This window comes from Bradyrhizobium sp. (genome assembly GCF_027451485.1).
Classification (GTDB): Bacteria; Pseudomonadota; Alphaproteobacteria; order Rhizobiales; family Xanthobacteraceae; genus Bradyrhizobium.
On the sequence record NZ_DAIDJE010000061.1, the window covers coordinates 17,025 to 37,443 of the forward strand.

A 20,419-nucleotide genomic window follows, 5' to 3' on the forward strand; every position below is an offset into this window, starting at 1 on the left:
ATTCCAACATTCGCTTGCGTTCGCACAAGGCAGTTTTCGCGATGTCGGAATTAATCCTCTGGGCCCGGCAATCAGGCGACTTTTGATCCACCTTGCACCGATGCGAGGAGCCACTTTCGGAATGCCGATAGTTTCGCTGATTCGGCGCGCGCCTGCGGCGACACCAGATAGAAGCCGGCATCGGCCGGCAGGGCGATCTTGAACGGCACCACCAGACGGCCCTTGGCGATATCGCCCTCGACGTAGGAGGTCCGGCCCATGGCGACGCCAAGACCATCGATCGCCGCCTGTACGCTCATCAGAATCAGGTCGAAACTCAACCCCGGCTGTTTCGAAATGTCTGAAGGCAGACCGGCCGCTGTCAGCCACAAGCGCCAGTCGTCGTCATAGCCGCCGCTGCTGTGCAAGAGCGTGTGATGCGCGAGATCTTCCGGGCAGCGCAGCGGCTTGTCGCCTTCCAGCAGGGCCGGGCTGCACACCGGAAACAACTCGTCGGCGGTCAGCCAATCGGCGCGCAGGCCGGACCAGTGTCCCCGGCCATAACGGATCGCGGCATCGACATCATCGCGGCGAAAATCGACCAGGCTCGTCGAGGAGGTGATTCGGACGTCGATACCGGGATGGGCCTGCTGAAACGAGGAAAGCCGCGGCAACAGCCATTTTGCCGCGAAGGATGCCAGCGTGGATATCGTCAGCACGCGGTCGCCGTCCTTGCGCAACAGCCGGTCGGTGGCGAGCCGCAGGTCGTTGAATGCGGCGCGAATGCCCGGCAGGTACTCTTTGGCCTCTGTCGTCAGCGTCAGGCTGCGGTTCTGACGGATAAACAACCTGATCCCCAGTTCCTCCTCCAGCCGCCGGATCTGATGGCTGATCGCGGTCTGGGTCACGTTCAGTTCGGCTGCTGCGGCCGTGAAACTCAGGTGGCGCGCAGCGGCCTCGAAGGCGCGCAAGCCGTTGAGCGAGGGGAGGCGGGTGGTCATGGCATCCGTTAGATGATTTTATATCATATATCGTGGCTCAAAGTGTCGTTTGTTACAACTGCGAATTCTAAGATATTTTTGCACAAAGACGTACAATGCATGGAGGGCGAGATGTCCCTTTGCGCTGGCAATGATATGACAAATACTCATGAATTTGGCGCCGCGATCGGCCGCCAGTTTCAGGTATGGCTGACCCGCTGGCGGCAGCGCGACGAACTGACCCGCTGGTCGGATCGCGACCTGCACGACGTCGGATTGTCCTGGAGCGATGTCGTCCGCGAGGCCGGGAAGCCGTTCTGGCGCCCGTAGGCGACGTCTTCTCGATTAAGGGAACCCGGTCGCGAATTTCGAGTTCGAGGGAGATCGCCTTGAGCCTGGTCCATCTCTTCGATCGTTCGCGTTGCACCGAAAACGTGAGATTGCGCGATGGCAAGACCCTCTGTGTGCGCCTTGTCGCGTCCGACGACGCGGAGGCGCTGCAGCGTTACTTCCGGCAGCTTTCGGCCCGCTCGCGCTACAATCGGTTTCTCGGCGCGATCAGTGAATTGCCGGCCAGCCAGCTCGATCATTTCGTTAGCGCCGGCGAGAACGGCCGGTTCACCGTGACCGCGGCGATGATGGTCGATGATCGCGAGAGGATCGTCGGCGAGGCGCGCTCTGGCTTTGAAGCTGAGACCGGCAATTTCGAGTTCGGCATCTCCATCGATGATCGCTGGCAGGGCCAAGGCATCGGTTCGGCGCTGCTCCGCAACCTGGAGTGCCGGGCGGCAGCCATGAGTGCACATCGCGTGTTCGGCGATACGCTGCGTTCCAACGAGGCGATGATCGCGCTCGCGCGTAAGTCCGGCTACGCCTTCACACGCCATCCCGACGACTGGAGGCTCGCGCGCTTCGAAAAGCCGATCGATCCGCTCCGTCGAGATATCCCCTGCGCAAGCCGGCGGCATCTATGCGAGCGACGAGCGCTGGAGGCGACGGTGTGAGTCGTTCGACCCGTGGTCATTGCGCTCGTAGCGAAACAATCGTCGTTCGGGGGTGGTGGTGAAAATGCGAGGACGGAATGACGACAAGGGAAGGCCTAAAGCTCCACCTCAAAACTTCTCCACCCAGGGCCGCAATTCCACCTCCCAGGTCCAGGCGCTCCGCGGCTGTTGCAGCACGTTCCAGTAGCTCAGCGCGATCGCGTCCGGATCGAGAAACGAATCCGGTCGATCGGCGGGTTCGGTTCGTGCGGCGCTGCGAATTCCGCCATCGATGACAAAATGCGCGACGTGAATGCCTTGCGGTGACAATTCGCGTGCCATGCTTTGCGCGAGCCCGCGTAGCGCAAATTTTCCCATCGCAAAGGACGCCGATTGGGCGTAGCCCTTCACGCTGGCGGACGCCCCGGTGAACAGGATGGCGCCATGCCTGTTCGGCAGCATGCGCTTTGCGGCCTGCTGCGCCACCAGGAAGCCGCCAAATGCGCTGACCGCAATCGCCTGGGCGACGTCGGCCGGCACGAGATCGATCAGTGGACCGCGTGCCCGCGCGCCGGCATTGTAGACGACGAGATCAGGTGTTCCGATCTCACGCTCGACAAGACCGAACAAGCGCTCGACGTCATCGGGTTCGGCGGCGTTGCAGGCATAGGCGCGCGCCTTGGTCTCGGCGCAGAGCGCGCCGAGCTTTTCGATGCTGCGGGCCGCCAGCGCCACGCGAATACCTTCGTGCGCGAACAGCCTCGCCAGCGAGGCGCTCAGGCCTTCGCCGGCCCCGACGATCAGAGCATTCTTGTATGTTGGCATTTCCATCGGTTGTTCCTTGACCACTAGGGATGTGCGATAGTTCGTCTCAAAGAGATGAGGAACCGGCCAGGGGAATTCAATGCAGCCGCATCCGCAAAATCGTCTTGCGACTTCAGACCCTCGGCCAGAGCTGTTGGCGCCGGACACCTCGGGCATGAACTTCTACCGCGCCGATCCGGCGCTTTCCGATCTGCTGCGCATCCATCTGCCTGACACGTTATTTCGGCATATCGAGCCGCATCTCGACCGGCTTGGACACCTTGCGGGCGGCCACCTCGATGAATGCGCCAGGCTAGCAGACCGCCATGTGCCGTTATTGCATCAGCGCGATCGCTTTGGTCGCGACATGCAATGGATCGAATATCACCCGGCTTATCGCGAGCTTGAGCGCGCCGCCTTCAGCGAATTTGGCATTCATGCGATGTCGATCCGTAAGGGTATCCTCGGCTGGCCCGACAAATATCCCGTCGCCGCCAAGCACGCCTTTACGTTTCTGTTCAACCAGGCCGAGTTCGGCCTTGGTTGCCCGATCAACGTCACCGACGGCTGCGCCAAGCTGCTCGCCAATTTCGGCAGCGAGGCGCTGAAAGCTAAATATCTCGATGGCCTCACCCAAACCGATATGAGCAGGCTGACGCAGGGCGGCCAGTTCATGACCGAAAAGGAAGGTGGCTCCGATGTCGGTACGCTGACCACGACCGCAGTCGAGGAGGGCGATCACTGGCGGCTCTATGGCGAGAAATGGTTCTGCTCGAACGCCGACGCCAAGGTCGTGATGCTGCTGGCACGCCCGGAAGGCGCAGGCCCGGGCACGCGCGGCGTCGGCTTGTTCCTGATGCCGCGCACGCTCGATGACGGCTCGCCCAATCATTATCGGATCGTGCGCTTGAAGGACAAGCTCGGCACCCGCTCGATGGCGTCTGGCGAGATCAAACTCGAGGGCGCGATCGCCTATGCCGTCGGAAAGCTCGATCGCGGCTTCGTGCAGATGGCCGAGATGGTCAATTCCTCGCGACTCTCCAACGGCGTGAAGTCGACCGCGCTGATGCGTCGCGCCTGGCACGATGCGATGGCTGTCGCGAAGAATCGCGTCGTGTTCGGCCGCCGAATCGTAGATCTGCCGCTGGCTCAGCGGCAATTGATGAAGATCACGCTGGCGACCGAGCAGGCGCTATCGATGAGCTTTCTGACCGCCGACGCGCTCGACCGGGCCGAGGCCGGCAGCCAGGACGCCGCCGCCCTGTTGCGCATTCTTACGCCCACATTGAAATTTCGTGCCACGCGCGATGCGCGCAAAGTCTGTGGCGACGCGATGGAGATGCGCGGCGGGATTGGCTACATTGAGGAATTCGCCACCGCCCGGCTGTTGCGCGACGCCCATCTTGGCTCGATCTGGGAGGGCACCGGCAATATCGTTGCAATCGACGCGCTGACGCGGGCAGTGGGCCGCCATGGCGCTGATGCGGCGCTAGCGGCTGATTTGCACGCAAAGCTCGATGACAGCGCGGCCGTACCAGGCAAATGGCGTGACCGCCTGCACAGCTTGACGGACCGTGCTGTCGGCTTTGCCCGCGAGGTTGCAGGCCGGAGCGAGAACGAGGCCGAAGCGCGCCGCGCTACCAGTCTTCTCTATCATGTCGCAAGCGCTGTAGTGCTGGCGTGGGAAGCTCATCGCATTCACCAGATGCGCGGCGATGCGCGACGCTTGCTGCTCTCGCGGCTTGTCATCGATCACCGGCTCTCGTCCGGCGATCCGTTCGATCTGGCCGAGCCAGGCCGGCAGCGCGCGATTACCCAGCTTTTGCTCGGAGAGCGCGCGGTCGGCATGGAAGAAGCCGGCAAGCTCGTCGCCTAGTCGTCGAAAGCCGGCGGCGGAGTGAATCCGCCGAACTCCCGCTCGATCAACTCAGCGAGCCTTAGCGGCGTGCGGTCTTCCAGCCACGGGCCAACGATCTGGACGCCGATCGGGAGGCCATCAGGCGATAGGCCGAGCGGGATCTGGGTCGCGGGCAGGCCGGGCAGCGTTGCAACGCCAGGCCATGCAAGTTGATCGGTATAGGCATAATCCTTGCCGTCGATATTGATGCGGCGCTGTTCCTGCTCCGGCGAGTGATCGTGCGGAAAGGCCGGGGTCGGCATGATCGGGCAGATCACCGCATCAAAGCTTTCGAACAAACTGCGCCATTGCGCCCTCAGCTGCGCGCGCTCGCCTTCGGCCAGCAGCCAATCGCGATGGCTGAGCGCAACGCCGCGCAGCCGCTCGGCTTGCAGGCTGGTTGCCTCCGCAGGCAGACCGGCCGCCGCCGCCACCGCGCTGGCATAGATCTCCGAGGGCAAGCCGACTGCGAGGAAAGACAGCAGCATCCGCATATAAAGACGCGAAGTCGCGGCAAAGTCCGGCCATAACGGGCTTTGGCGCGCAATAGTGGCGCCGGATTTACCGAGATCGTTCGTCAGCTTTTCGATCGCCGCGCGCACCACAGTGCAGGTCGGCAGCACGGGATCGCTGTCGATCACCAGCACCCTGAAGTTCTTCAGCGCATCATGCCGCGATGGCGGCAACGATAACCGGAAGGCCTTGCCGGCTTCCAGCGGATCGGGTCCGGCGATCACGTCGAGCAACAGCGAGAGGTCCGCAGCGCACCGCGCCATCGGCCCGATCACGGCCATGTCGCGGTCGATCGGCAAGGGCGGGAATGGCGGCGGCGTGTGGCCGCGGCTTGCCACCAGAGCAAAGGTCGGCTTGTGCGCATAGATGCCACAGTGAAACGCCGGCACGCGCAGCGAGCCGCCGATGTCCGAGCCGAGCGACAGCGGCCCATAGCCGGCGGCGAGTGCCGCCGCCGATCCGCCGGAAGAGCCGCCGGGCGTGCGGGTCAGGTCGTAAGGATTGTTGGTGGTGCCGTAGATGTCGTTGTAGCTCTGCCAATCGCCAAGCCCGAGCGGCACATTGGTCTTGGCCAGGATGACGCCGCCGGCGTCCCTGACGCGGGTGATCGAAAGCGCGTCTTCCTGGGGATGAAAATCCTTTTGCGCCGGAATGCCCCATGTCGTCGGCAGCCCCGCAACGTTGTAGGATTCCTTCACCGTGAGCGGAATACCAAGCAGCGGTTTGTTCTCGCCCCGCGCCCGTGCTGTGTCGGCCGCATGTGCCGCATCGCGCGCCCGCTCAAAATCGCGAACGCAGACCGCATTGATCTTCGCGTCATGGCGTTCGATGCGCGCGATCGCGTGTTCCGCCAGTTCGATCGCGGAAATCTCCTTTTTCGCCAGCGCCTTCGATAATCCGATGGCGGTCTCAAAGCTCCATTGCGATTTCGCCACGTCCGTCCTTCCGGTCTGGTGTCGTACCAGCGGAGAATATGCGCGCCCGAAATGACGGTCGCTAGACCGTCCTTGCTGTTGGCTTGTAAGTTTACGAAGCGCCGATGAGAATACCGACGCCGAGCACGATGACGCCACCGAGCACGATCTGGAACACGGCCTGAAGGAAGGGCGTGTCCATATAGCGCGCCCGGATATAGGCGATCGCCCAGAGTTCGAAGAAGACGACTGCGCTCGCAATCGCAGTCGCAATCCAGAACGCGTTGGCCAGGCGGTCAGGCACCAGATAGGGCAAACTATGACCAAGGCCTCCGAGCGCCGTCATGAATCCGCAAGTCAGGCCGCGCAGCCAGGGCGAACCGCGGCCGGTGAGCGAACCATCGTCGGACAAGGCTTCGGCAAAGCCCATGCTGATGCCGGCGCCGATCGATGCGGCAAGGCCAACGAGAAACGTCTGCCAATTCTGATGCGTGGCGAAAGCTGCGGCAAAGAGCGGTGCCAGCGTCGACACCGATCCATCCATCAGCCCTGCAAGGCCCGGCTGTACATATTGCAGGACGAACATGCGGCGGCGCGTTCTGTCTTCTTCGGCGCGCACGTCAGGGGTGAGAAGCTGGTCGGTGAGCTTTGCCGCGGTATGCTCATGGCTTTTCTCGGCTTCTGCCAGATCCGACAGCAAGCGGCGGACGCCGACGTCCTGGGTCTGCTCGGCGGCCTTGATGTAGAAGCGCTCGGCCTCGAACTCCATCGTCGCCGCTTCCTTGCGGATGGCATCGAGGGATAAATTCTTGGTCAGCCAGATCGGACGCCGGCGCAGGAACCCCTTGACGTTGTCGCGGCGGATCGGCGGCAGATTTTGGCCAAAGCGCTTCTCGTACATTTCGAGCAGCATGTGACGATGGCCTTTTTCCTCCTCCGCCATCTGTTCGAACAGCTTTGCCGAATCCGGATAGCGCTCCGCGAGATCTTCCGCGAAGCTCATGTAGATGCGACTGTCTTCTTCTTCGGCAGCGATTGCGACCGCCAGCACCTCGCGTTCGGTCAAATCGGCGAACTTCTTCACGGGTTGGCCTTTTGATTGATTTAGAACTATTCTAAAACGATATAGTCGCCGTCTCCAATTAGGTCAATTCGCAGGTTCCAGGCGCCTGTGTGAAGGGAACTGAACGAAGTCCGGGCCGTTCGGGCTTTTAGAGGATTTGCGAGGGGAGCCATCATGAAAACTGTCAAATACCGCTTGAACGATCCGCGCCTGGCGCCGCGGCGCACCAAGCTCGAGATCCCCGGCTGGGCCGGCAAGCGCGAACCCCGCGCCAATGGCTCCCGCGAGCAGGTCTGGCATTGCGTTCCGTTTTCAGAAGGAGCGCAGTATGGAATCGAATTATTCTATCCTTATGACAATGAACTCCATGTCAGCACCAAAGACGGTCGCCTGATCCTGGAGAGCGACTGGGGCGAGCCGCCCGACAGCGGAGCGAACTGGCCGCCGTTCCGGAATTTCGGCGATGACTTTTACACCTATCAGATCCTGCTCGACCTCAAGGTCGAGAAAGGCATGGCGATTCGCACCGAGCCGCATCCGCGCTTCTACAACGATCGAACCGGCACCGTTCCGATCGCCGTGCCTGCATTGATCCGCAACTGGTGGCCGATGATGTTCTTTTGCGTGTTCAAGTCGCCGGATGAAGGTCGCACGCACATTTTTCGGCGCGGCGAGCCATTCGGGCAGATCATCGTCATTCCGGAGGAAGCCAATTTTGAACTGGAGCCGATGAACGAGGAGGAATTCGCCGAGCGCGAGCTTCAGTCGCGCCGCATCTACAACAGCCGGCCCACCCTCTCGGCTGGAACCGAATGGACTTCGTCAACCGATACCGTGTTCGATGGTACCTATCGGCACCTTCATCGTGCGGCCAAGGAGAAAGCCCGCCAGGGATAAAATCGTGCCACAAAAAAGGGACCCAGAAGCCATTGAGGCATCAAGGGTCCCTCTTGCTCGTGACGCGCGCCTCACCAGTTGCGCGGGTAAAAGCTGTGGTGATGGTGATGATGGTGATGATGGTGATGGTGGTAATATCGGCGATACCCTGGCGCGACGACCACCCCGCCATATCCATAGCCATACGGCTGGTAGCCGTAATAGCCTGGATAGTAGTGATGATGATGGTGGTGATGATGGTGATGGTGATAATAGTACTGAGCAGGCTGGACGTGTGCTTCTGTTGAAGGATCTGGCGTCGCTTCATCGACGACTTTCAGCAGCGCTGCGGCATTCGGAATCGGCTCGAGCAATTCTGCAAAGGAATTCGCCGTCAAGATTTCATTGGCGGTCGCAGCCCGTATCGGCGCCGCGTGGCTCGCGTTCACCGCGCCGAGCGCCGCTACCGCTCCCAATAGTCCAGCGATCTTCTTTTCCATTCTACCTCCTTGATAGCAAATCAGGATGCCGCAGCCGGCAATGGCCATCATAGAAGGCATCTATGACAAAACTACGCCCCATTCAAGCAAAAGCGAACGTTTCACGTACCGCAGCACGATGTCGGACGGCCTGCACTCTGCGCTGAGGGGCCAGTGATCTGCTATAAAAGACAGGACCCCCAAGGGGTCCTGTCCAGCTTCCTCATTCCGCCGCTCAATAATAATAGCCGCGGCGGTACCAATGGTGATGGTGATGATGGTGGTGCCAGCGCCGCCAGAAATGATGGTGATGATGGTGATGATAGTAGTATTGCGCGAGCTCGACGTTGCCTGCCGCTGACGGGCCGGTCTGCTCGTCGACTGCCCGCAGCGTGGCGGCGGCGTTTGGAATCGGTTCTAACAACTCAGCAAACGAATTGGCTTTCAAGGTGCCGGTCGGGGCTTGCGGTGTTGGTGCGGCCTGAACTGCCGTCATCGCCCCGAGCGTCGCCACGGCGCCCAGAAGTCCAGCGATTCTCTTCTCCATTTATTTCCTCCAAATCAGATGCGGGTAGATCACCCATCGGCAGCCAACGCAGCGGAACCCATGATTGTTCCAGCCTTCCCGGAGCTGGAGAGCAGGAACGCGTATCTAGGCGGCCTGCATAAATTGCAGCAACAGGCGGCTGACTTCGCCGGGTTGTTCCTGCTGCACCCAATGTCCGGCGTCCTCGACGAGATGAACGCTGGTCATTCGCGTGCAGGCCGTCCTCTGCATCGCCTCGAACACTCCGGGACGCTGATAGGTGCCCCAGTCCTGTTTGCCCGAGATGAAACAGGAGGGCACGTCGATGCTCTTGCCCGACCAGGTTTCGAGCTCCGCGGTGAAGGCGCCGGAGGTGCCGCAGCGGTACCATTGCAGGCCACCCTGGAATCCGGTGCGCCGATATTCGGCGCTGTAGACCGCAAGTTCGTGGTCGGGAAGCCAGGTGTTGGCCGCGATCGCTTCGCTCGGCGGCATTTCTTCGGCGACTGTCTCCGCCATCGTTCTCGCCAGATCCATCACGTAGTAGGTCGGCAGTTTGGCGAGTTCACCGGCCGACCAGGATTTGAGGGGATGAGGCTTGTTGCCTTTCCAGTCCGCGCTCTTGTGATGATAGTAGGCGCGCAGGAAGTCATGCACGCCTTGGGGCGCACGCCACATATCGTCATTTGCCTCGCGCGTCGAATAGTACCAGTGATAATGCTTGCGCGGGCGCGGCAGCGCGGCAAGTTCGTGATGCACCGGATCGACGCGCTTTGGCGGTAGCGGTTCATCCGCGGTATTGAAGGCCATTTGCGGCGGGCCTGCGAACGGCGCACTCATCAGGACCACCGACCGGAACACGTCCGGCCGGATCACACCGCACCAGGCTGCGACCGAACTGCCGAAATCGTGTCCGACCACCGCCGCAACCGAACGATGACCGAATGCGGCGACAATGCCGAGTGCGTCACGGACGAGGTTGGTAAGGCGGAACGGCATGAGGGTGGAGTCATAGCTTGCGTCGCAGCCGATGGTGCGGCCATAGCCGCGCTGGTCCGGCGCGATGACGTGATAGCCGGCCTCGGCTAAGGCCGGCATTACCTTGCGCCAGCTATAGGCGAGTTCCGGAAAACCATGCAGGAGCAGCACGCAAGGGCGGCCTTTACTCTCAAACCCAGCCTCCAGCACATGCATGGTGAGGCCATTGATCCTCTCGACGAAGCGCGGGCGGATGCCCGCGGGGAGCGGGATGTCGGGGAGCGTCATGAAGTCCTGCTCCTCATGGCGAGGAGGCGCGCGCTAAACGCGCGCGCCTTGGGATGAGGCTGGTGCAAATGGATGTGAAGCTTCGAACCTACAGCCGCTCCACGATAGTGACGTTGGCCATGCCGCCGCCCTCGCACATGGTCTGCAATCCATAGCGCTTGTTGCGCTGCTTGAGCGCGTTGACCAGCGTCGTCATCAGTTTGGTGCCGGAGCCGCCCAAGGGATGACCGAGCGCAATGGCGCCGCCGTTGACGTTGAGGCGTTCCGGATCGGCGCCGGTGGTCTTCAACCACGCCGTCGGCACCGAGGCAAAGGCCTCGTTCACCTCGAACAGGTCGATGTCGTCGACCTTCATGCCCGCTTTCTTCAGCGCGCGTTCTGTTGCATGCAGCGGCGCGTCGAGCATGATCACCGGATCGCCGCCCATCATGGTCATGTGATGGACCCGCGCCATCGGTTCGATCCCGAGCGATTTCAGCCCCTTCTCGTTGACGACCATCACGCCGGAAGCGCCGTCGCAGATCTGGCTGGCAGAGGCCGCCGTCAGCTTGCCATTTTCCGCGATCAGCTTGACGTTTCTGATGCCGTCCAGGCTGACGTCGAAGCGAATTCCCTCATCGACAGAATGAATGTCCTTTGAACCGTCGGCGCGGGTGATCGGCAGCGGGACAATCTCGTCCTTGAACAGGCCGCCTTGCGTTGCGGCGATCGCGCGCTGATGGCTCTGATACGAATATTCATCCATTTCGTCTTTGGAGAGGCCGTATTTCTCGGCCATCATTTCTGCGCCGGTAAACTGGCTGAACACGATGTTCGGGTAGCGCTGTTCGATCTTCGGACTTTTGTAGTGACCGAAGCCGTTTTTCGCCGGCAGTTGTGACGCAAGGCCCATCGGCACCCGGGTCATCGCCTCGACGCCGGCAGCGATCACGACGTCCATGCTCCCCGACATGACCGCCTGTGCGGCAAAGTGCAGCGCCTGTTGCGAGGACCCGCATTGCCGGTCGATCGATGTTCCCGGCACGCTCTCCGGCAGCTTGGAAGCCATGATGGCGTTGCGCGCAATATTGTTGGATTGCTCGCCCACCTGCATGACGCAGCCCATGATCACGTCTTCGATCTGGTCCGGTGCCGCGCCTGAGCGCTCCACCAGCGCGTCGAGCACGGCAGCGGCGAGATCGGCCGGATGCCAGCCGGCAAGTCGGCCCCCCTTGCGGCCTCCAGCGGTGCGCGCGGCGGCGACGATATAGGCTTCGGCCATAGGCGTTCTCCCTAATTTTGTTGAGCGGAATTTCTGGTTGATCGCACGAATTAGAATGACGCCGTTGGATTTAGTCAATCAATTAAGACTTGAGGCTGCCCGCGCCATGGGGTTAGCGTGGATGCAACAATGAACAATCGGGAGAGAAGCCATCATGCAGTTGAAGGACGTTGCAGTCTTGATCACCGGCGGCGGTTCCGGCCTTGGCGCTGCAACCGCGCGCGCGATGGCGGCCAAAGGCGCCAAAGTCGCGGTGCTCGACCAAAGCGGTGAGAACGCGGAGAAGGTTGCCGCCGAGGTCAAAGGTATTGCGGTGGTAGCCGATGTGACCGACGAGGAACAGGTCAAGGCGGCCATCGCGAAGGCGGAAGCCGCGCACGGTATCGCACGGGTGCTGGTGAACTGCGCCGGTATCGGCGGATCGCAGCGCATCGTCGGCAAGAACGGCGTTTACCCGCTCGCCAAGTTCGCGCGCGTCATCAACGTCAACCTGATCGGAACCTTCAATGTGCTGCGGCTGTTCGCGGAGCGGCTTTTGACCGACGACCCGGTGGGCGAAGAGCGTGGCGTCATCATCAATACCGCAAGCGTCGCGGCCTATGAAGGTCAGATCGGCCAGATAGCCTATTCGGCGTCCAAGGGCGGCGTGGTCGGGCTGACGCTGCCGGCCGCGCGCGATCTTGCGCAGCACAAAATTCGCGTCAATACCATCGCGCCCGGCCTGTTCTTCACGCCGCTGTTGATGGGCCTCAGCGAGGAGGCGCGGCAAAGTCTCGGCGCGCAGGTCCCCCATCCGGCGCGCCTCGGAGACGCTTCGGAATACGGCAATCTCGCCGTTCACATCGTCGAGAACGCGATGCTCAACGGCGAGACGATACGCCTCGACGGCGCGATCCGCATGGCGCCGCGATGACCTCGCATCGGGGAGTAACGGCATGAATTTCGATTTTTCTGACGAGCAGAAGCAGCTGCGCGATACGGCGCGGAAATTTCTCGCCGAAAAATGCCCGCCAAAGGCTGTGCGCGCCGTCATTGAAGGCAGCGCGCCGTATGACCGGGAGTTGTGGAAGGGGTTGGCCGAGATGGGATTTCTCGGCGTTGCGATTCCGGAAAGTTATGGCGGCACTGGTGCCGGGCATCTCGAGCTTTGCGTGATCGCCGAAGAGATGGGCCGCGCACTCGCGCCTGTGCCGTTTTCCTCGACGGTCTATCTCGCCGCCGAAGCGCTGCTGATTGCCGGCAGCGAGGCGCAGAAGCAGAAATGGCTGCCACTGATTGCCTCCGGTGAAGCCATCGGGACGCTCGCGTTGTTCGAAGGCAGAGGCAATCCGTCGCCGCAATCGATAAAGCTTGCCGCTTCCAACGGCGCGCTTGATGGCACGAAGAAGCCGGTACCCGACGCCGCGATCGCCGATTTTGCGGTGGTTGCCGCGCGTACCGGCTCCAGCGGCCGTGACACCGACATTTCGCTTTTTTTGGTCGACATGAAAGCCGACGGCGTCGCAGCCAAGGCGCTCGGCAACATCGATCCGTCGCACGGACAGGCCGAAATTGTCTTCAAGAACTGCAAGGCCGAGCCGCTCGGCTCGGCGGGCGAAGGCTGGAGCATCGTCGCGCAGGTGCTGGATCGTGCCGCGGTCCTTCTTGCCTTTGAGCAGGTCGGCGGTGCCGACCGTGCGCTCGAAATGGGCCGCGATTACGCGCTCGATCGTATCGCCTTCGGACGGCCGATCGGCTCATTTCAGGCGATCAAGCACATGCTGGCCGACATGTATGTTTCGGCGACGCTGGCGCGCTCCAATTGCTATTACGGCGCCTGGGCGCTTTCAACCAACGCAGGAGAACTGCCGGAAGCGGCCGCTGCCGCGCGGATCAGCGCCACCCAGGCGTTCCAGCACTGTGCGAAGAACAACATCCAGGTCCATGGCGGCATGGGATTCACCTGGGAGTTCGACTGCCATCTCTATTATCGGCGTGCGAACGCAACCGCATTGTCGTTGGGATCGCTGTCGTACTGGGAAGATGCGTTGATCGATCGCATGCGGAAACGGAATGCGGCCTGATGGACGCCCACCAATAATGAGAACGTACGCATGAATTTCGACGATACCCCGCAGGAAGCCGAATTTCGCGCCAAGGCGAAGGCCTGGATATCAGCCAACGCGCCGAGGCAATATGAAGAGGAACTGAAACAATCCTCGCTCGGCCGTGCGGTGCTCAAAGGCGCCAATTTTCTCGACGTCGCCAAGGCCTGGCAGAAGAAGAAGGCGGATGCCGGCTGGGCCTGCCTGCATTGGCCGAAGGATTACGGTGGCCGCGGCGCTTCGCCGATTGAGCGCGTGATCTGGCAGCAGGAAGAAGGCGCCTTTGGCAAGCTCTCCTTCGCCTTCATCATCGGCCACGGCATGTGCGGCCCCACCATGATGGCTTACGCGAGCGAGGAGCATAAGCGCCGCTACCTGCCGCCGCTCGCCGCGGGCGAGGAAATCTGGTGTCAGTTGTTTTCCGAGCCTGCCGGCGGCTCCGATGTCGCAGGCTTGCGCACGCGCGCCGAGAAACGCGGCGACGACTGGGTCATTAACGGCCAGAAGATATGGACCTCGGGCGCGCATTATTCCGACTACGGCATCCTGCTGACGCGCACCGATCCCGCCGTCCCCAAGCACAAGGGACTCACCATGTTCTTCCTGAGCATGAAGAGCCCGGGCATCGAGATCAGGCCGATCAAGCAGGCCAACGGCAATTCCGACTTCAACGAAGTCTATTTCACCGACGTGAAGATCCCCGACTCGCAGCGGCTCGGCGCCGTCAATGACGGCTGGAACGTCTCGTTGACCACGCTGATGAACGAGCGCATGTCGATCGGCGCCGGCATTGCGACCGGCTTTCCGGAACTGTTCGAGTTTTGCAGCAACCTGATGCTGGAAGAGGGACCTGCGATCGAGGACCGCGGCGTCCGTGCCAGGCTCGCTTACTGGGCGGTGCGCGCCAGCGGGCTGAAATACACCAACATGCGGGCGATATCGGCCCTGTCGAGGGGCGAGCGGCCGGGACCGGAAAACTCGATCGGCAAGCTGGTCGCGGGATCGATGATCCAGGATATATCGGCCTACGCGCTGGATTTGCAGGGCGCAGCCGGCGTGCTTTCCGGGTCCGAGAATGCGGAAGCGGCGGGCAAGTTCCAGGCCATGCTGCTGCGCGCGCCCGGCACGCGCATCGAAGGCGGCACCGACGAGATCATGCGCAACATCATAGCCGAGCGCGTGCTGGGTCTGCCCGGCGACATCCGCGTCGACAAGGATATTCCGTTCAACCAGATCCCGACCAAGGGACGGAGCTGATGCCGTTATTCCGGGATCCGTGCGAAGCACGCGGACTCGGGATCGGGAAGTTTGGATCGCGATTCCGAGTCGAGCCCTGACCGGCGCTCCGGAATGACAGGGAAAGATACCGATGAACTTCGATGACAGTCCGCAGGAAGCGGCCTTCCGCGCCGAAGCGAGAGCTTGGATCGAGGCCAACGCGCCGAAAGAATTCGAGGCCGAACTCTCAAAGGCTTCGCTCGGCCGGATCAGGCTGCAGAAGCATGATATCGTCGAGGTCGCCAAGGCCTGGCAGAAGAAGAAGGCCGAGGGCGGCTGGGTATGCCTGAACTGGCCCAAGGAATATGGCGGGCGAGGCGCGTCCGCCGTTGAGCGCGTAATCTGGCAGCAGGAAGAGGGCGTCTACTTCAAGCTCACCAGCCCTTTCCAGATCGGCGAGGGTATGTGCGGGCCGACGCTGATGGCCTTCGGCAGCGAGGCCGACAAGCGGCGATACTTGCCGAGGATCGCCTCGGGCGATGAAATCTGGTGCCAGCTGTTTTCCGAGCCCGCCGGCGGCTCCGATGTCGCGGGCCTGCGTACCCGCGCCGAGCGCGACGGTGATCATTGGATCATCAACGGCCAGAAAATCTGGACCTCCGGCGCACATTATGCCGACTATGGCCTGCTCATCACCCGCACCGATCCGGCCGTTCCCAAGCACAAGGGGCTCACCATGTTCTTCATTGACATGAAGAGCGCGGGCGTCGAGGTCAGGCCGATCAAGCAAGCCAACGGCATGCAGGAATTCAACGAAGTGTTTTTCACGAACCTTCGCATCCCCGATTCGCAGCGGCTAGGCGCCGTCGGCGACGGCTGGAACGTGTCTCTGACCACGCTGATGAACGAGCGGATGTCGATCGGCGCGCGGCTTGCGACCGGCTTCAACGAAATCTTCGAATTCTGCTGCAACCTCGTCACGGAACATGGCCTTGCCATCGATGATCGCGCCACACGCTCGAAGCTCGCGCAATGGGCGGTGAAGAACAGCGGGCTCAAATATACCAGTATGCGGACGGTCTCAGCGCTCTCCAGAGGCGACCGGCCCGGCCCGGAGAATTCGATCGGCAAGCTGGTGTCGGGGGCGATGCTGCAGGATATCGCGGCTTATGCCATGGACCTGCAGGGCGCGAGCGGCATGCTGAATGATCCGGCGACCGCCGAAGCCGCCGGCCAGTTTCAGGCCATGCTGCTGTCCTCGCCGTCGGTCCGGATCGCCGGTGGCACCGACGAAATCCTGCGCAACATCATCGCCGAACGCGTGCTGGGGCTGCCCGGGGACATTCGCGTCGACAAGGATGTGCCGTTCAATCAAATCCCGACCAGGGGACGCTGAAGTATGTCAACGACCGCCAAGAGTCTGCCCCGGGGCCGCCACAGCATCGAGGAGCGTATCCTCGTTCTCGAGGAATTGCTGGATGAGCGCTTTTCCTGCCGCGCCTTCAAGCCTGATCCGGTGCCGCGCCCGCTCATCGAGCGGGTCTTGAAGGCGGCGCAGCGCACGGCATCGTGGTGCAACAGCCAGCCTTGGCAGGTCGTGATAGCCAGCGGCGAGGCCAAGGAAAGATTTCGGCAGGCGATCTACGCGGCGGCGAGCTCCGGCAAGGACGACGGCGATTTTCCGTTTCCGCGGGAGTATCGCGGCGTCTACCTGGAGCGGCGGCGCGAAAGCGGCTTTCAGCTTTACAACAAGCTCGGTATTCCGCGGGGCGATCGAGCCGCTTACGCGCGGCAGGCACTGGAGAATTTCAATTTCTTTGGCGCGCCGCATGTCGCGATCATCCATACCGACGAAGCGCTCGGTGTCTATGGCGCCATTGATTGTGGCGCATATGTCTCCAACTTCATGCTGGCGGCGCAGGCGCTCGGCCTTGGCACTATTCCGCAGGCGGCACTGGCGCATCAATCGGGCCTGATCCGGCGTCATTTCAAGATCGGCGACGACCGGCGGGTCGTCTGCGGCATATCGTTCGGCTTTGCCGATCATGAGCATCGCATCAATAGCTATCGCACCTCGCGCGCGGCTATCGCGGATGCGGCGGTGTTTGTGGACGAATAGGCTCATCGTTCCCGGGACGCAGCGCAACATCATATGATGCGCACCAGAGCCGGGACACGCGCGTCGTGCGTGCTTTAAAACTTCGGCAGGCGTTTTTCAGCAAAGGCCCTGATGCCTTCCTTAATCTCCTCGCCGCGCATGCTGTCGCGCGCCCGGCGATCAGCCGCTTCTGCATCGAGTTTGCCGCGCGAGATCTCATGCATTGTCTGCTTCATGCCGCGCATCGCAATCGGCGCGTTGCCGGCAAGGACGTTCGCAAGCCGGTCGACTTCCTCGTCCAGCGCTTCAGGCGGCACGACCGCGGTGAGATAGCCGATGCGCAGCATTTCGGCCGCGCCGATCTTCTCGGCGGTCAGAAACAGCCGCTTGGCGTTGTCGAGGCCGAGCCGCGCCACGTAACGTCCGATGCCGCTCTTGTAATAATGCAGGCCGAGCCTTGCCGCCGGCATGAACATTTCGCAGGTGTCGATACCGATGCGGAAATCGCAGGCAAGCGCAAGGTCGGTCGATCCGCCATAGACGCCGCCGTTGAGCCGGCAGATCGTCGGAATGCCGATATCCTCGAGACGGTTGACCACTACCTCAAAGGCGGAGCCGGCACTCTTCTGTTCGACGTCGCTGACGGCACGCTCGGAAACGGAATTGAGATCATAGCCGGCGCTGAAGGCGCGCCCGGTGCCGGTCAGCACGAGAACGCGAAGCGCAGGGTCCGTCTCGACCTCCGCGAACAGCTTCAGCAGCACGTCGAGGTCCTCGGCTTGCAGGCGATTGAGGTGTCTCGGTCGATTCAAGCGGATCGTGGCACGTGCGCCTCGGCGTTCCAGCACGGGTGGGCTTGCGTCGTTTTCCGACATTCTTTTCTCCACTACTTGTTTTCCAGTGCGCGCCGCTTTGCCTCAGTATCGATCGTCTCGGCCAGGTCCGGATGGCGGGCCATCAGCAGGCGAAAGTCGACGAGATCGAGTACCAGAAGCCGCGATACCCGCTTGGTCGTGATATCAGCCGAGCGCAGATTATTGCCCAGCAGCGCCATTTCGCCAAAAAAGGCGCCTTCTGCAAGTACCACCGTCTTGCCCGGCAAATCGACCTCGACCTCTCCGCTGGCGATGAAATACATGCAGTCGCCGGCCTGGCCCTTACGGATGATGGTGGTGCGCGCCGGCAGGTCGATGGTTCGCAGCATATGCGTGACATCGGCGATCGCGGCCGGGCCGAGCTTGGCAAAGAACGGCACCTTGCTCACGGATTCCCAGGTGCGCAGGAAGTTGTCGCGGCGGGTTTCGGCGGCAAAGCCGGTGGCGAGGATACCGGTCCAAAGGCCGAACACCCCAAGCCCGCAGATCATGACGCCGGCCGCAACCAGCCGGCCAAGCGGCGTGATCGGTACCACATCGCCATAGCCGGTCGTCGTCAATGTCGTCACCGCCCACCAGAAGGCCGCCGGGATGCTGCCAAAGGATGCCGGTTGAACATCGCGCTCCAGGAAGAATTCCGCCACAGAGGCCAGGAAGATGACCATCAGGAAGATCACGAGCACGCTGAGCAGCGGCCCTGATTCCTGCACCAGCACCCGGCGCAATTGCCGCAAGCCGCGAACGCCAGGAACCACCTTGAGCACCCAGAACATGCCGAGCAGCCATGCCGATCTGGAGCTGACACCGGCCGCTAGCGCGATGGGGACTGCCAATGCGGAGGCGGCATCGACGATGCCGCGGAAGGAAAACGTGTAGGCCCATTGGCGGCCGGTGCGGGCCGCGTGGCGGAGCCTTACCAGCCATTCGAACACGAAAAAGGCAAGGCACGCCCACAACAGCGCGTTGATGACGCCGTGCATGGCCGCGTAGAGCGGATCGGTCGTCAGCAGCACCATCATCAGGACCCCGCAGGTCACCGCGACGTAGGCAGGTCTGGTCATGTTGCGGCCGGCCGTAGCGGTCACAAACGGCGAGAGGGTCGGGAGAACGGGCGGACTGGACATCGGGTGCTGGCCGTCTCTACGCGCTTTGTGCGGTCTTGACGATCACCACATCGTCGCGTCCGTTTTGCCGCTTCAGGCTCTCGCGCCGCATGCCGATTTCGTCTCGTACAAATTCATAGCCGAGCTTGAAGGTGTCGAGCCCGTCGCTGGAGATCGTGCCGTCGCGTAGTCCGATCACCGCGCCGCGCAGCACGCTTTCGAGCTCGTCCTGCAAGCCGTCCAGTGCCTCGCTGGTCTGCACATGTGCGACACGCTCCCCGATATCGAGGATCTCGGTTGCGAGTTCGCCGGCTTTCTCGGGCGCCACCCGGGTGACCTTGGTATAGAGCGTGGCAAACAGCGAACCGATTACGCCCAGTACGGCCACGCTGAGATAAAGCAGATCGCTGTAGCGATCGAGGAACGATCGGGAGGTATCGTTGATATATTCGGCGACGCCTTGATGCGCCGCGACAAAAGCGCTCTTGTCGACGTCGGCCGGTTCGATCTTCGAGGCGAAGCCGTCGTCAAGCGCGAGCTCGGCCTTGTTCTCGTAGATCGTGCGCGCCAGCTCGCCCGCGGTATTCGCAGCGAGCGCGGCCTGACCGACCAGGAGCCACTGCAGCCCGACGGTATCGATGTCGTCGTCAGGAATTTGCGGCGATGACGACAATAGCCCCGTGGCCAGCGTTTCTTCCGACATCCCGGGATAGCGGCGGCTCAGCGCAGTCGCTTCGTCGATTGCGTTCACCGTAAATGGAGCGCGCCTCGCAGACTGCTCAAAGCGCTTGTCCCTGACGATGGCCGAGGCGTGGTCGACGGCGATGACGGCGCCATAGCCGCCCGAAGCGAAAAGCTTGTCGACCATCGAATTCAGCGGTGCCAATTGCAGCCGCGCATTGGCGTCCGCTTTATCGGGAATTTCGAGCACGTTACGGACGAAGGCGAGGTTGTTGCCGTTCGTCAGCAGCGCGATCTTCTTTTTCTTCAGTTCAGCAAGCGATCTGATCTTCTTGTCGCCGGGGCTGATCAGCATCAGCAGGTCGTGTTCCAGGATGGCCAGCGACCGGGCGCGCGGCGGGATCCTGGCGTCAGTCCGCAACACGGCGAGATCGGCCTGCTTGTGGTCGAACTGCGCCAGCGCCTTCGCATTGTCGGCATTACGGATGATCTTGATGTGAAGCCGCGAGGAGGTTGCTTTCAACATGGCCGCCAGTCTGGCCGCGAAGTGCGCCTCCGGTCCGCTGGACTCGCCGACCGCGAAGGTCAGTGTTTCGGAGTTCCGCAGCCAGATGCGGCCGCCCCAAACGGTTGCGAAGCTGAGCAGCAGTGTCAGCACCGCGAACAGGATCACCTGCCGGCGATTGCTGTTGAGAAATGTCGGTCGTGAACGCCGATCGTCCGGGGCCGATGTTGGGACTTCAGCGCGCATGGCCCATATCCGCAACCTGGAGGCGCTTTCGCAGCGTTGGCCGCGCCAAAATCGCCCGAACCCAGTCC

The 20,419-nt window shown here is 62.0% G+C and carries 20 protein-coding genes; 9 read left to right on the forward strand and 11 right to left on the reverse strand.

The features are described from left to right. Nucleotides 1-71 precede the first annotated feature (71 nt). Entirely contained in the window at nucleotides 72-980 is a 909-nt protein-coding gene (locus tag NEZ08_RS08640) for a transcriptional regulator GcvA (RefSeq protein ID WP_298106191.1), read from the reverse strand. A gap of 135 nt (nucleotides 981-1,115) precedes the next feature. On the opposite strand from NEZ08_RS08640, the gene NEZ08_RS08645 reads away from it, so the two are divergent. Further along, the gene (locus NEZ08_RS08645) at nucleotides 1,116-1,289 is read left to right on the forward strand and encodes a DUF1127 domain-containing protein (RefSeq protein ID WP_298106192.1); all 174 of its coding nucleotides are present in this window, start codon (nucleotides 1,116-1,118) and stop codon (nucleotides 1,287-1,289) included. A 59-nt stretch (nucleotides 1,290-1,348) separates the two neighbouring features. After that, nucleotides 1,349-1,963, forward strand: coding sequence for a GNAT family N-acetyltransferase (locus NEZ08_RS08650; RefSeq protein WP_298106193.1), 615 nt, complete (start codon nucleotides 1,349-1,351; stop codon nucleotides 1,961-1,963). Nucleotides 1,964-2,071: 108 nt separating this feature from the next. Here the strand turns inward: NEZ08_RS08650 and NEZ08_RS08655 are convergent, their stop codons facing one another. Continuing rightward, the gene (locus tag NEZ08_RS08655) at nucleotides 2,072-2,773 is read right to left on the reverse strand and encodes an SDR family NAD(P)-dependent oxidoreductase (RefSeq protein ID WP_298106194.1); all 702 of its coding nucleotides are present in this window, start codon (nucleotides 2,771-2,773) and stop codon (nucleotides 2,072-2,074) included. Between the two features lie 73 nt (nucleotides 2,774-2,846). On the opposite strand from NEZ08_RS08655, the gene NEZ08_RS08660 reads away from it, so the two are divergent. Continuing rightward, complete coding sequence (locus NEZ08_RS08660; RefSeq protein WP_298106195.1) at nucleotides 2,847-4,622, forward strand: acyl-CoA dehydrogenase family protein; 1,776 nt, start codon at nucleotides 2,847-2,849, stop codon at nucleotides 4,620-4,622. Here NEZ08_RS08660 and NEZ08_RS08665 read toward each other — a convergent pair. Together NEZ08_RS08665 and mbfA are read right to left on the reverse strand one after the other, a co-directional pair. Beyond that, the gene (locus NEZ08_RS08665; protein WP_298106196.1) at nucleotides 4,619-6,091 is read right to left on the reverse strand and encodes an amidase; all 1,473 of its coding nucleotides are present in this window, start codon (nucleotides 6,089-6,091) and stop codon (nucleotides 4,619-4,621) included. The genes NEZ08_RS08660 and NEZ08_RS08665 overlap by 4 nt on opposite strands. A gap of 91 nt (nucleotides 6,092-6,182) precedes the next feature. Then, entirely contained in the window at nucleotides 6,183-7,154 is a 972-nt protein-coding gene (mbfA, locus tag NEZ08_RS08670) for an iron exporter MbfA (RefSeq protein ID WP_298106197.1), read from the reverse strand. Nucleotides 7,155-7,307: 153 nt separating this feature from the next. On the opposite strand from mbfA, the gene NEZ08_RS08675 reads away from it, so the two are divergent. Further along, nucleotides 7,308-8,030 carry a hypothetical protein gene (locus tag NEZ08_RS08675; protein ID WP_298106198.1) on the forward strand — a complete coding sequence of 241 codons (723 nt, stop codon included), beginning with the start codon at nucleotides 7,308-7,310 and terminating at the stop codon, nucleotides 8,028-8,030. Between the two features lie 71 nt (nucleotides 8,031-8,101). Here the strand turns inward: NEZ08_RS08675 and NEZ08_RS08680 are convergent, their stop codons facing one another. The 4 genes from NEZ08_RS08680 to NEZ08_RS08695 form a co-directional block, all read right to left on the reverse strand. Continuing rightward, nucleotides 8,102-8,509: a hypothetical protein gene (locus tag NEZ08_RS08680; protein ID WP_298106199.1), complete on the reverse strand. Its 408-nt coding sequence runs from the start codon at nucleotides 8,507-8,509 to the stop codon at nucleotides 8,102-8,104. A 214-nt stretch (nucleotides 8,510-8,723) separates the two neighbouring features. Next, nucleotides 8,724-9,035: a hypothetical protein gene (locus NEZ08_RS08685; RefSeq protein WP_298106200.1), complete on the reverse strand. Its 312-nt coding sequence runs from the start codon at nucleotides 9,033-9,035 to the stop codon at nucleotides 8,724-8,726. A 105-nt stretch (nucleotides 9,036-9,140) separates the two neighbouring features. Beyond that, complete coding sequence (locus NEZ08_RS08690) at nucleotides 9,141-10,280, reverse strand: alpha/beta fold hydrolase (RefSeq protein ID WP_298106201.1); 1,140 nt, start codon at nucleotides 10,278-10,280, stop codon at nucleotides 9,141-9,143. Between the two features lie 88 nt (nucleotides 10,281-10,368). Beyond that, the gene (locus NEZ08_RS08695) at nucleotides 10,369-11,541 is read right to left on the reverse strand and encodes an acetyl-CoA C-acetyltransferase (RefSeq protein ID WP_298106202.1); all 1,173 of its coding nucleotides are present in this window, start codon (nucleotides 11,539-11,541) and stop codon (nucleotides 10,369-10,371) included. Between the two features lie 154 nt (nucleotides 11,542-11,695). On the opposite strand from NEZ08_RS08695, the gene NEZ08_RS08700 reads away from it, so the two are divergent. The 5 genes from NEZ08_RS08700 (at nucleotide 11,696) to NEZ08_RS08720 (ending at nucleotide 16,962) form a co-directional block, all read left to right on the forward strand. Then, on the forward strand, nucleotides 11,696-12,454 hold the full coding sequence (locus NEZ08_RS08700; protein ID WP_298106203.1) for an SDR family NAD(P)-dependent oxidoreductase: 759 nt from the start codon (nucleotides 11,696-11,698) through the stop codon (nucleotides 12,452-12,454). A gap of 22 nt (nucleotides 12,455-12,476) precedes the next feature. Continuing rightward, complete coding sequence (locus NEZ08_RS08705; RefSeq protein ID WP_298106204.1) at nucleotides 12,477-13,604, forward strand: acyl-CoA dehydrogenase family protein; 1,128 nt, start codon at nucleotides 12,477-12,479, stop codon at nucleotides 13,602-13,604. A 30-nt stretch (nucleotides 13,605-13,634) separates the two neighbouring features. Beyond that, on the forward strand, nucleotides 13,635-14,882 hold the full coding sequence (locus NEZ08_RS08710; RefSeq protein WP_298106205.1) for an acyl-CoA dehydrogenase: 1,248 nt from the start codon (nucleotides 13,635-13,637) through the stop codon (nucleotides 14,880-14,882). 112 nt (nucleotides 14,883-14,994) lie between these two features. After that, nucleotides 14,995-16,239 (forward strand): acyl-CoA dehydrogenase, encoded by a 1,245-nt coding sequence (locus NEZ08_RS08715; RefSeq protein ID WP_298106206.1) that lies wholly within the window; start codon nucleotides 14,995-14,997, stop codon nucleotides 16,237-16,239. A 3-nt stretch (nucleotides 16,240-16,242) separates the two neighbouring features. After that, nucleotides 16,243-16,962 carry a nitroreductase gene (locus NEZ08_RS08720; protein ID WP_298106207.1) on the forward strand — a complete coding sequence of 240 codons (720 nt, stop codon included), beginning with the start codon at nucleotides 16,243-16,245 and terminating at the stop codon, nucleotides 16,960-16,962. Between the two features lie 74 nt (nucleotides 16,963-17,036). On the opposite strand, the gene NEZ08_RS08725 is transcribed toward NEZ08_RS08720, so the two are convergent. The 3 genes from NEZ08_RS08725 to NEZ08_RS08735 are packed head-to-tail and all read right to left on the reverse strand — an operon-like array spanning nucleotide 17,037 to nucleotide 20,351. Beyond that, nucleotides 17,037-17,816 (reverse strand): enoyl-CoA hydratase/isomerase family protein, encoded by a 780-nt coding sequence (locus NEZ08_RS08725; RefSeq protein ID WP_298106208.1) that lies wholly within the window; start codon nucleotides 17,814-17,816, stop codon nucleotides 17,037-17,039. A gap of 11 nt (nucleotides 17,817-17,827) precedes the next feature. Continuing rightward, nucleotides 17,828-18,940 (reverse strand): cyclic nucleotide-gated ion channel, encoded by a 1,113-nt coding sequence (locus tag NEZ08_RS08730; protein WP_298106209.1) that lies wholly within the window; start codon nucleotides 18,938-18,940, stop codon nucleotides 17,828-17,830. A 16-nt stretch (nucleotides 18,941-18,956) separates the two neighbouring features. Beyond that, nucleotides 18,957-20,351, reverse strand: coding sequence for a TAXI family TRAP transporter solute-binding subunit (locus NEZ08_RS08735; protein WP_298106210.1), 1,395 nt, complete (start codon nucleotides 20,349-20,351; stop codon nucleotides 18,957-18,959). Nucleotides 20,352-20,419: the final 68 nt, after the last annotated feature.

Coding starts and splice junctions, on each gene's coding strand:
- NEZ08_RS08655 (WP_298106194.1), bottom strand. CDS start 2,773: ATGGAAATGCCAACATACAAGAATGCTCTGATCGTCGGGGCCGGCGAA.
- NEZ08_RS08725 (WP_298106208.1), bottom strand. CDS start 17,816: ATGTCGGAAAACGACGCAAGCCCACCCGTGCTGGAACGCCGAGGCGCA.
- NEZ08_RS08680 (WP_298106199.1), bottom strand. CDS start 8,509: ATGGAAAAGAAGATCGCTGGACTATTGGGAGCGGTAGCGGCGCTCGGC.
- NEZ08_RS08660 (WP_298106195.1), top strand. CDS start 2,847: ATGCAGCCGCATCCGCAAAATCGTCTTGCGACTTCAGACCCTCGGCCA.
- NEZ08_RS08710 (WP_298106205.1), top strand. CDS start 13,635: ATGAATTTCGACGATACCCCGCAGGAAGCCGAATTTCGCGCCAAGGCG.
- NEZ08_RS08715 (WP_298106206.1), top strand. CDS start 14,995: ATGAACTTCGATGACAGTCCGCAGGAAGCGGCCTTCCGCGCCGAAGCG.
- NEZ08_RS08735 (WP_298106210.1), bottom strand. CDS start 20,351: ATGCGCGCTGAAGTCCCAACATCGGCCCCGGACGATCGGCGTTCACGA.
- NEZ08_RS08730 (WP_298106209.1), bottom strand. CDS start 18,940: ATGTCCAGTCCGCCCGTTCTCCCGACCCTCTCGCCGTTTGTGACCGCT.
- NEZ08_RS08675 (WP_298106198.1), top strand. CDS start 7,308: ATGAAAACTGTCAAATACCGCTTGAACGATCCGCGCCTGGCGCCGCGG.
- NEZ08_RS08690 (WP_298106201.1), bottom strand. CDS start 10,280: ATGACGCTCCCCGACATCCCGCTCCCCGCGGGCATCCGCCCGCGCTTC.
- NEZ08_RS08695 (WP_298106202.1), bottom strand. CDS start 11,541: ATGGCCGAAGCCTATATCGTCGCCGCCGCGCGCACCGCTGGAGGCCGC.
- NEZ08_RS08700 (WP_298106203.1), top strand. CDS start 11,696: ATGCAGTTGAAGGACGTTGCAGTCTTGATCACCGGCGGCGGTTCCGGC.
- NEZ08_RS08640 (WP_298106191.1), bottom strand. CDS start 980: ATGACCACCCGCCTCCCCTCGCTCAACGGCTTGCGCGCCTTCGAGGCC.
- NEZ08_RS08705 (WP_298106204.1), top strand. CDS start 12,477: ATGAATTTCGATTTTTCTGACGAGCAGAAGCAGCTGCGCGATACGGCG.
- NEZ08_RS08645 (WP_298106192.1), top strand. CDS start 1,116: ATGACAAATACTCATGAATTTGGCGCCGCGATCGGCCGCCAGTTTCAG.
- NEZ08_RS08685 (WP_298106200.1), bottom strand. CDS start 9,035: ATGGAGAAGAGAATCGCTGGACTTCTGGGCGCCGTGGCGACGCTCGGG.
- NEZ08_RS08720 (WP_298106207.1), top strand. CDS start 16,243: ATGTCAACGACCGCCAAGAGTCTGCCCCGGGGCCGCCACAGCATCGAG.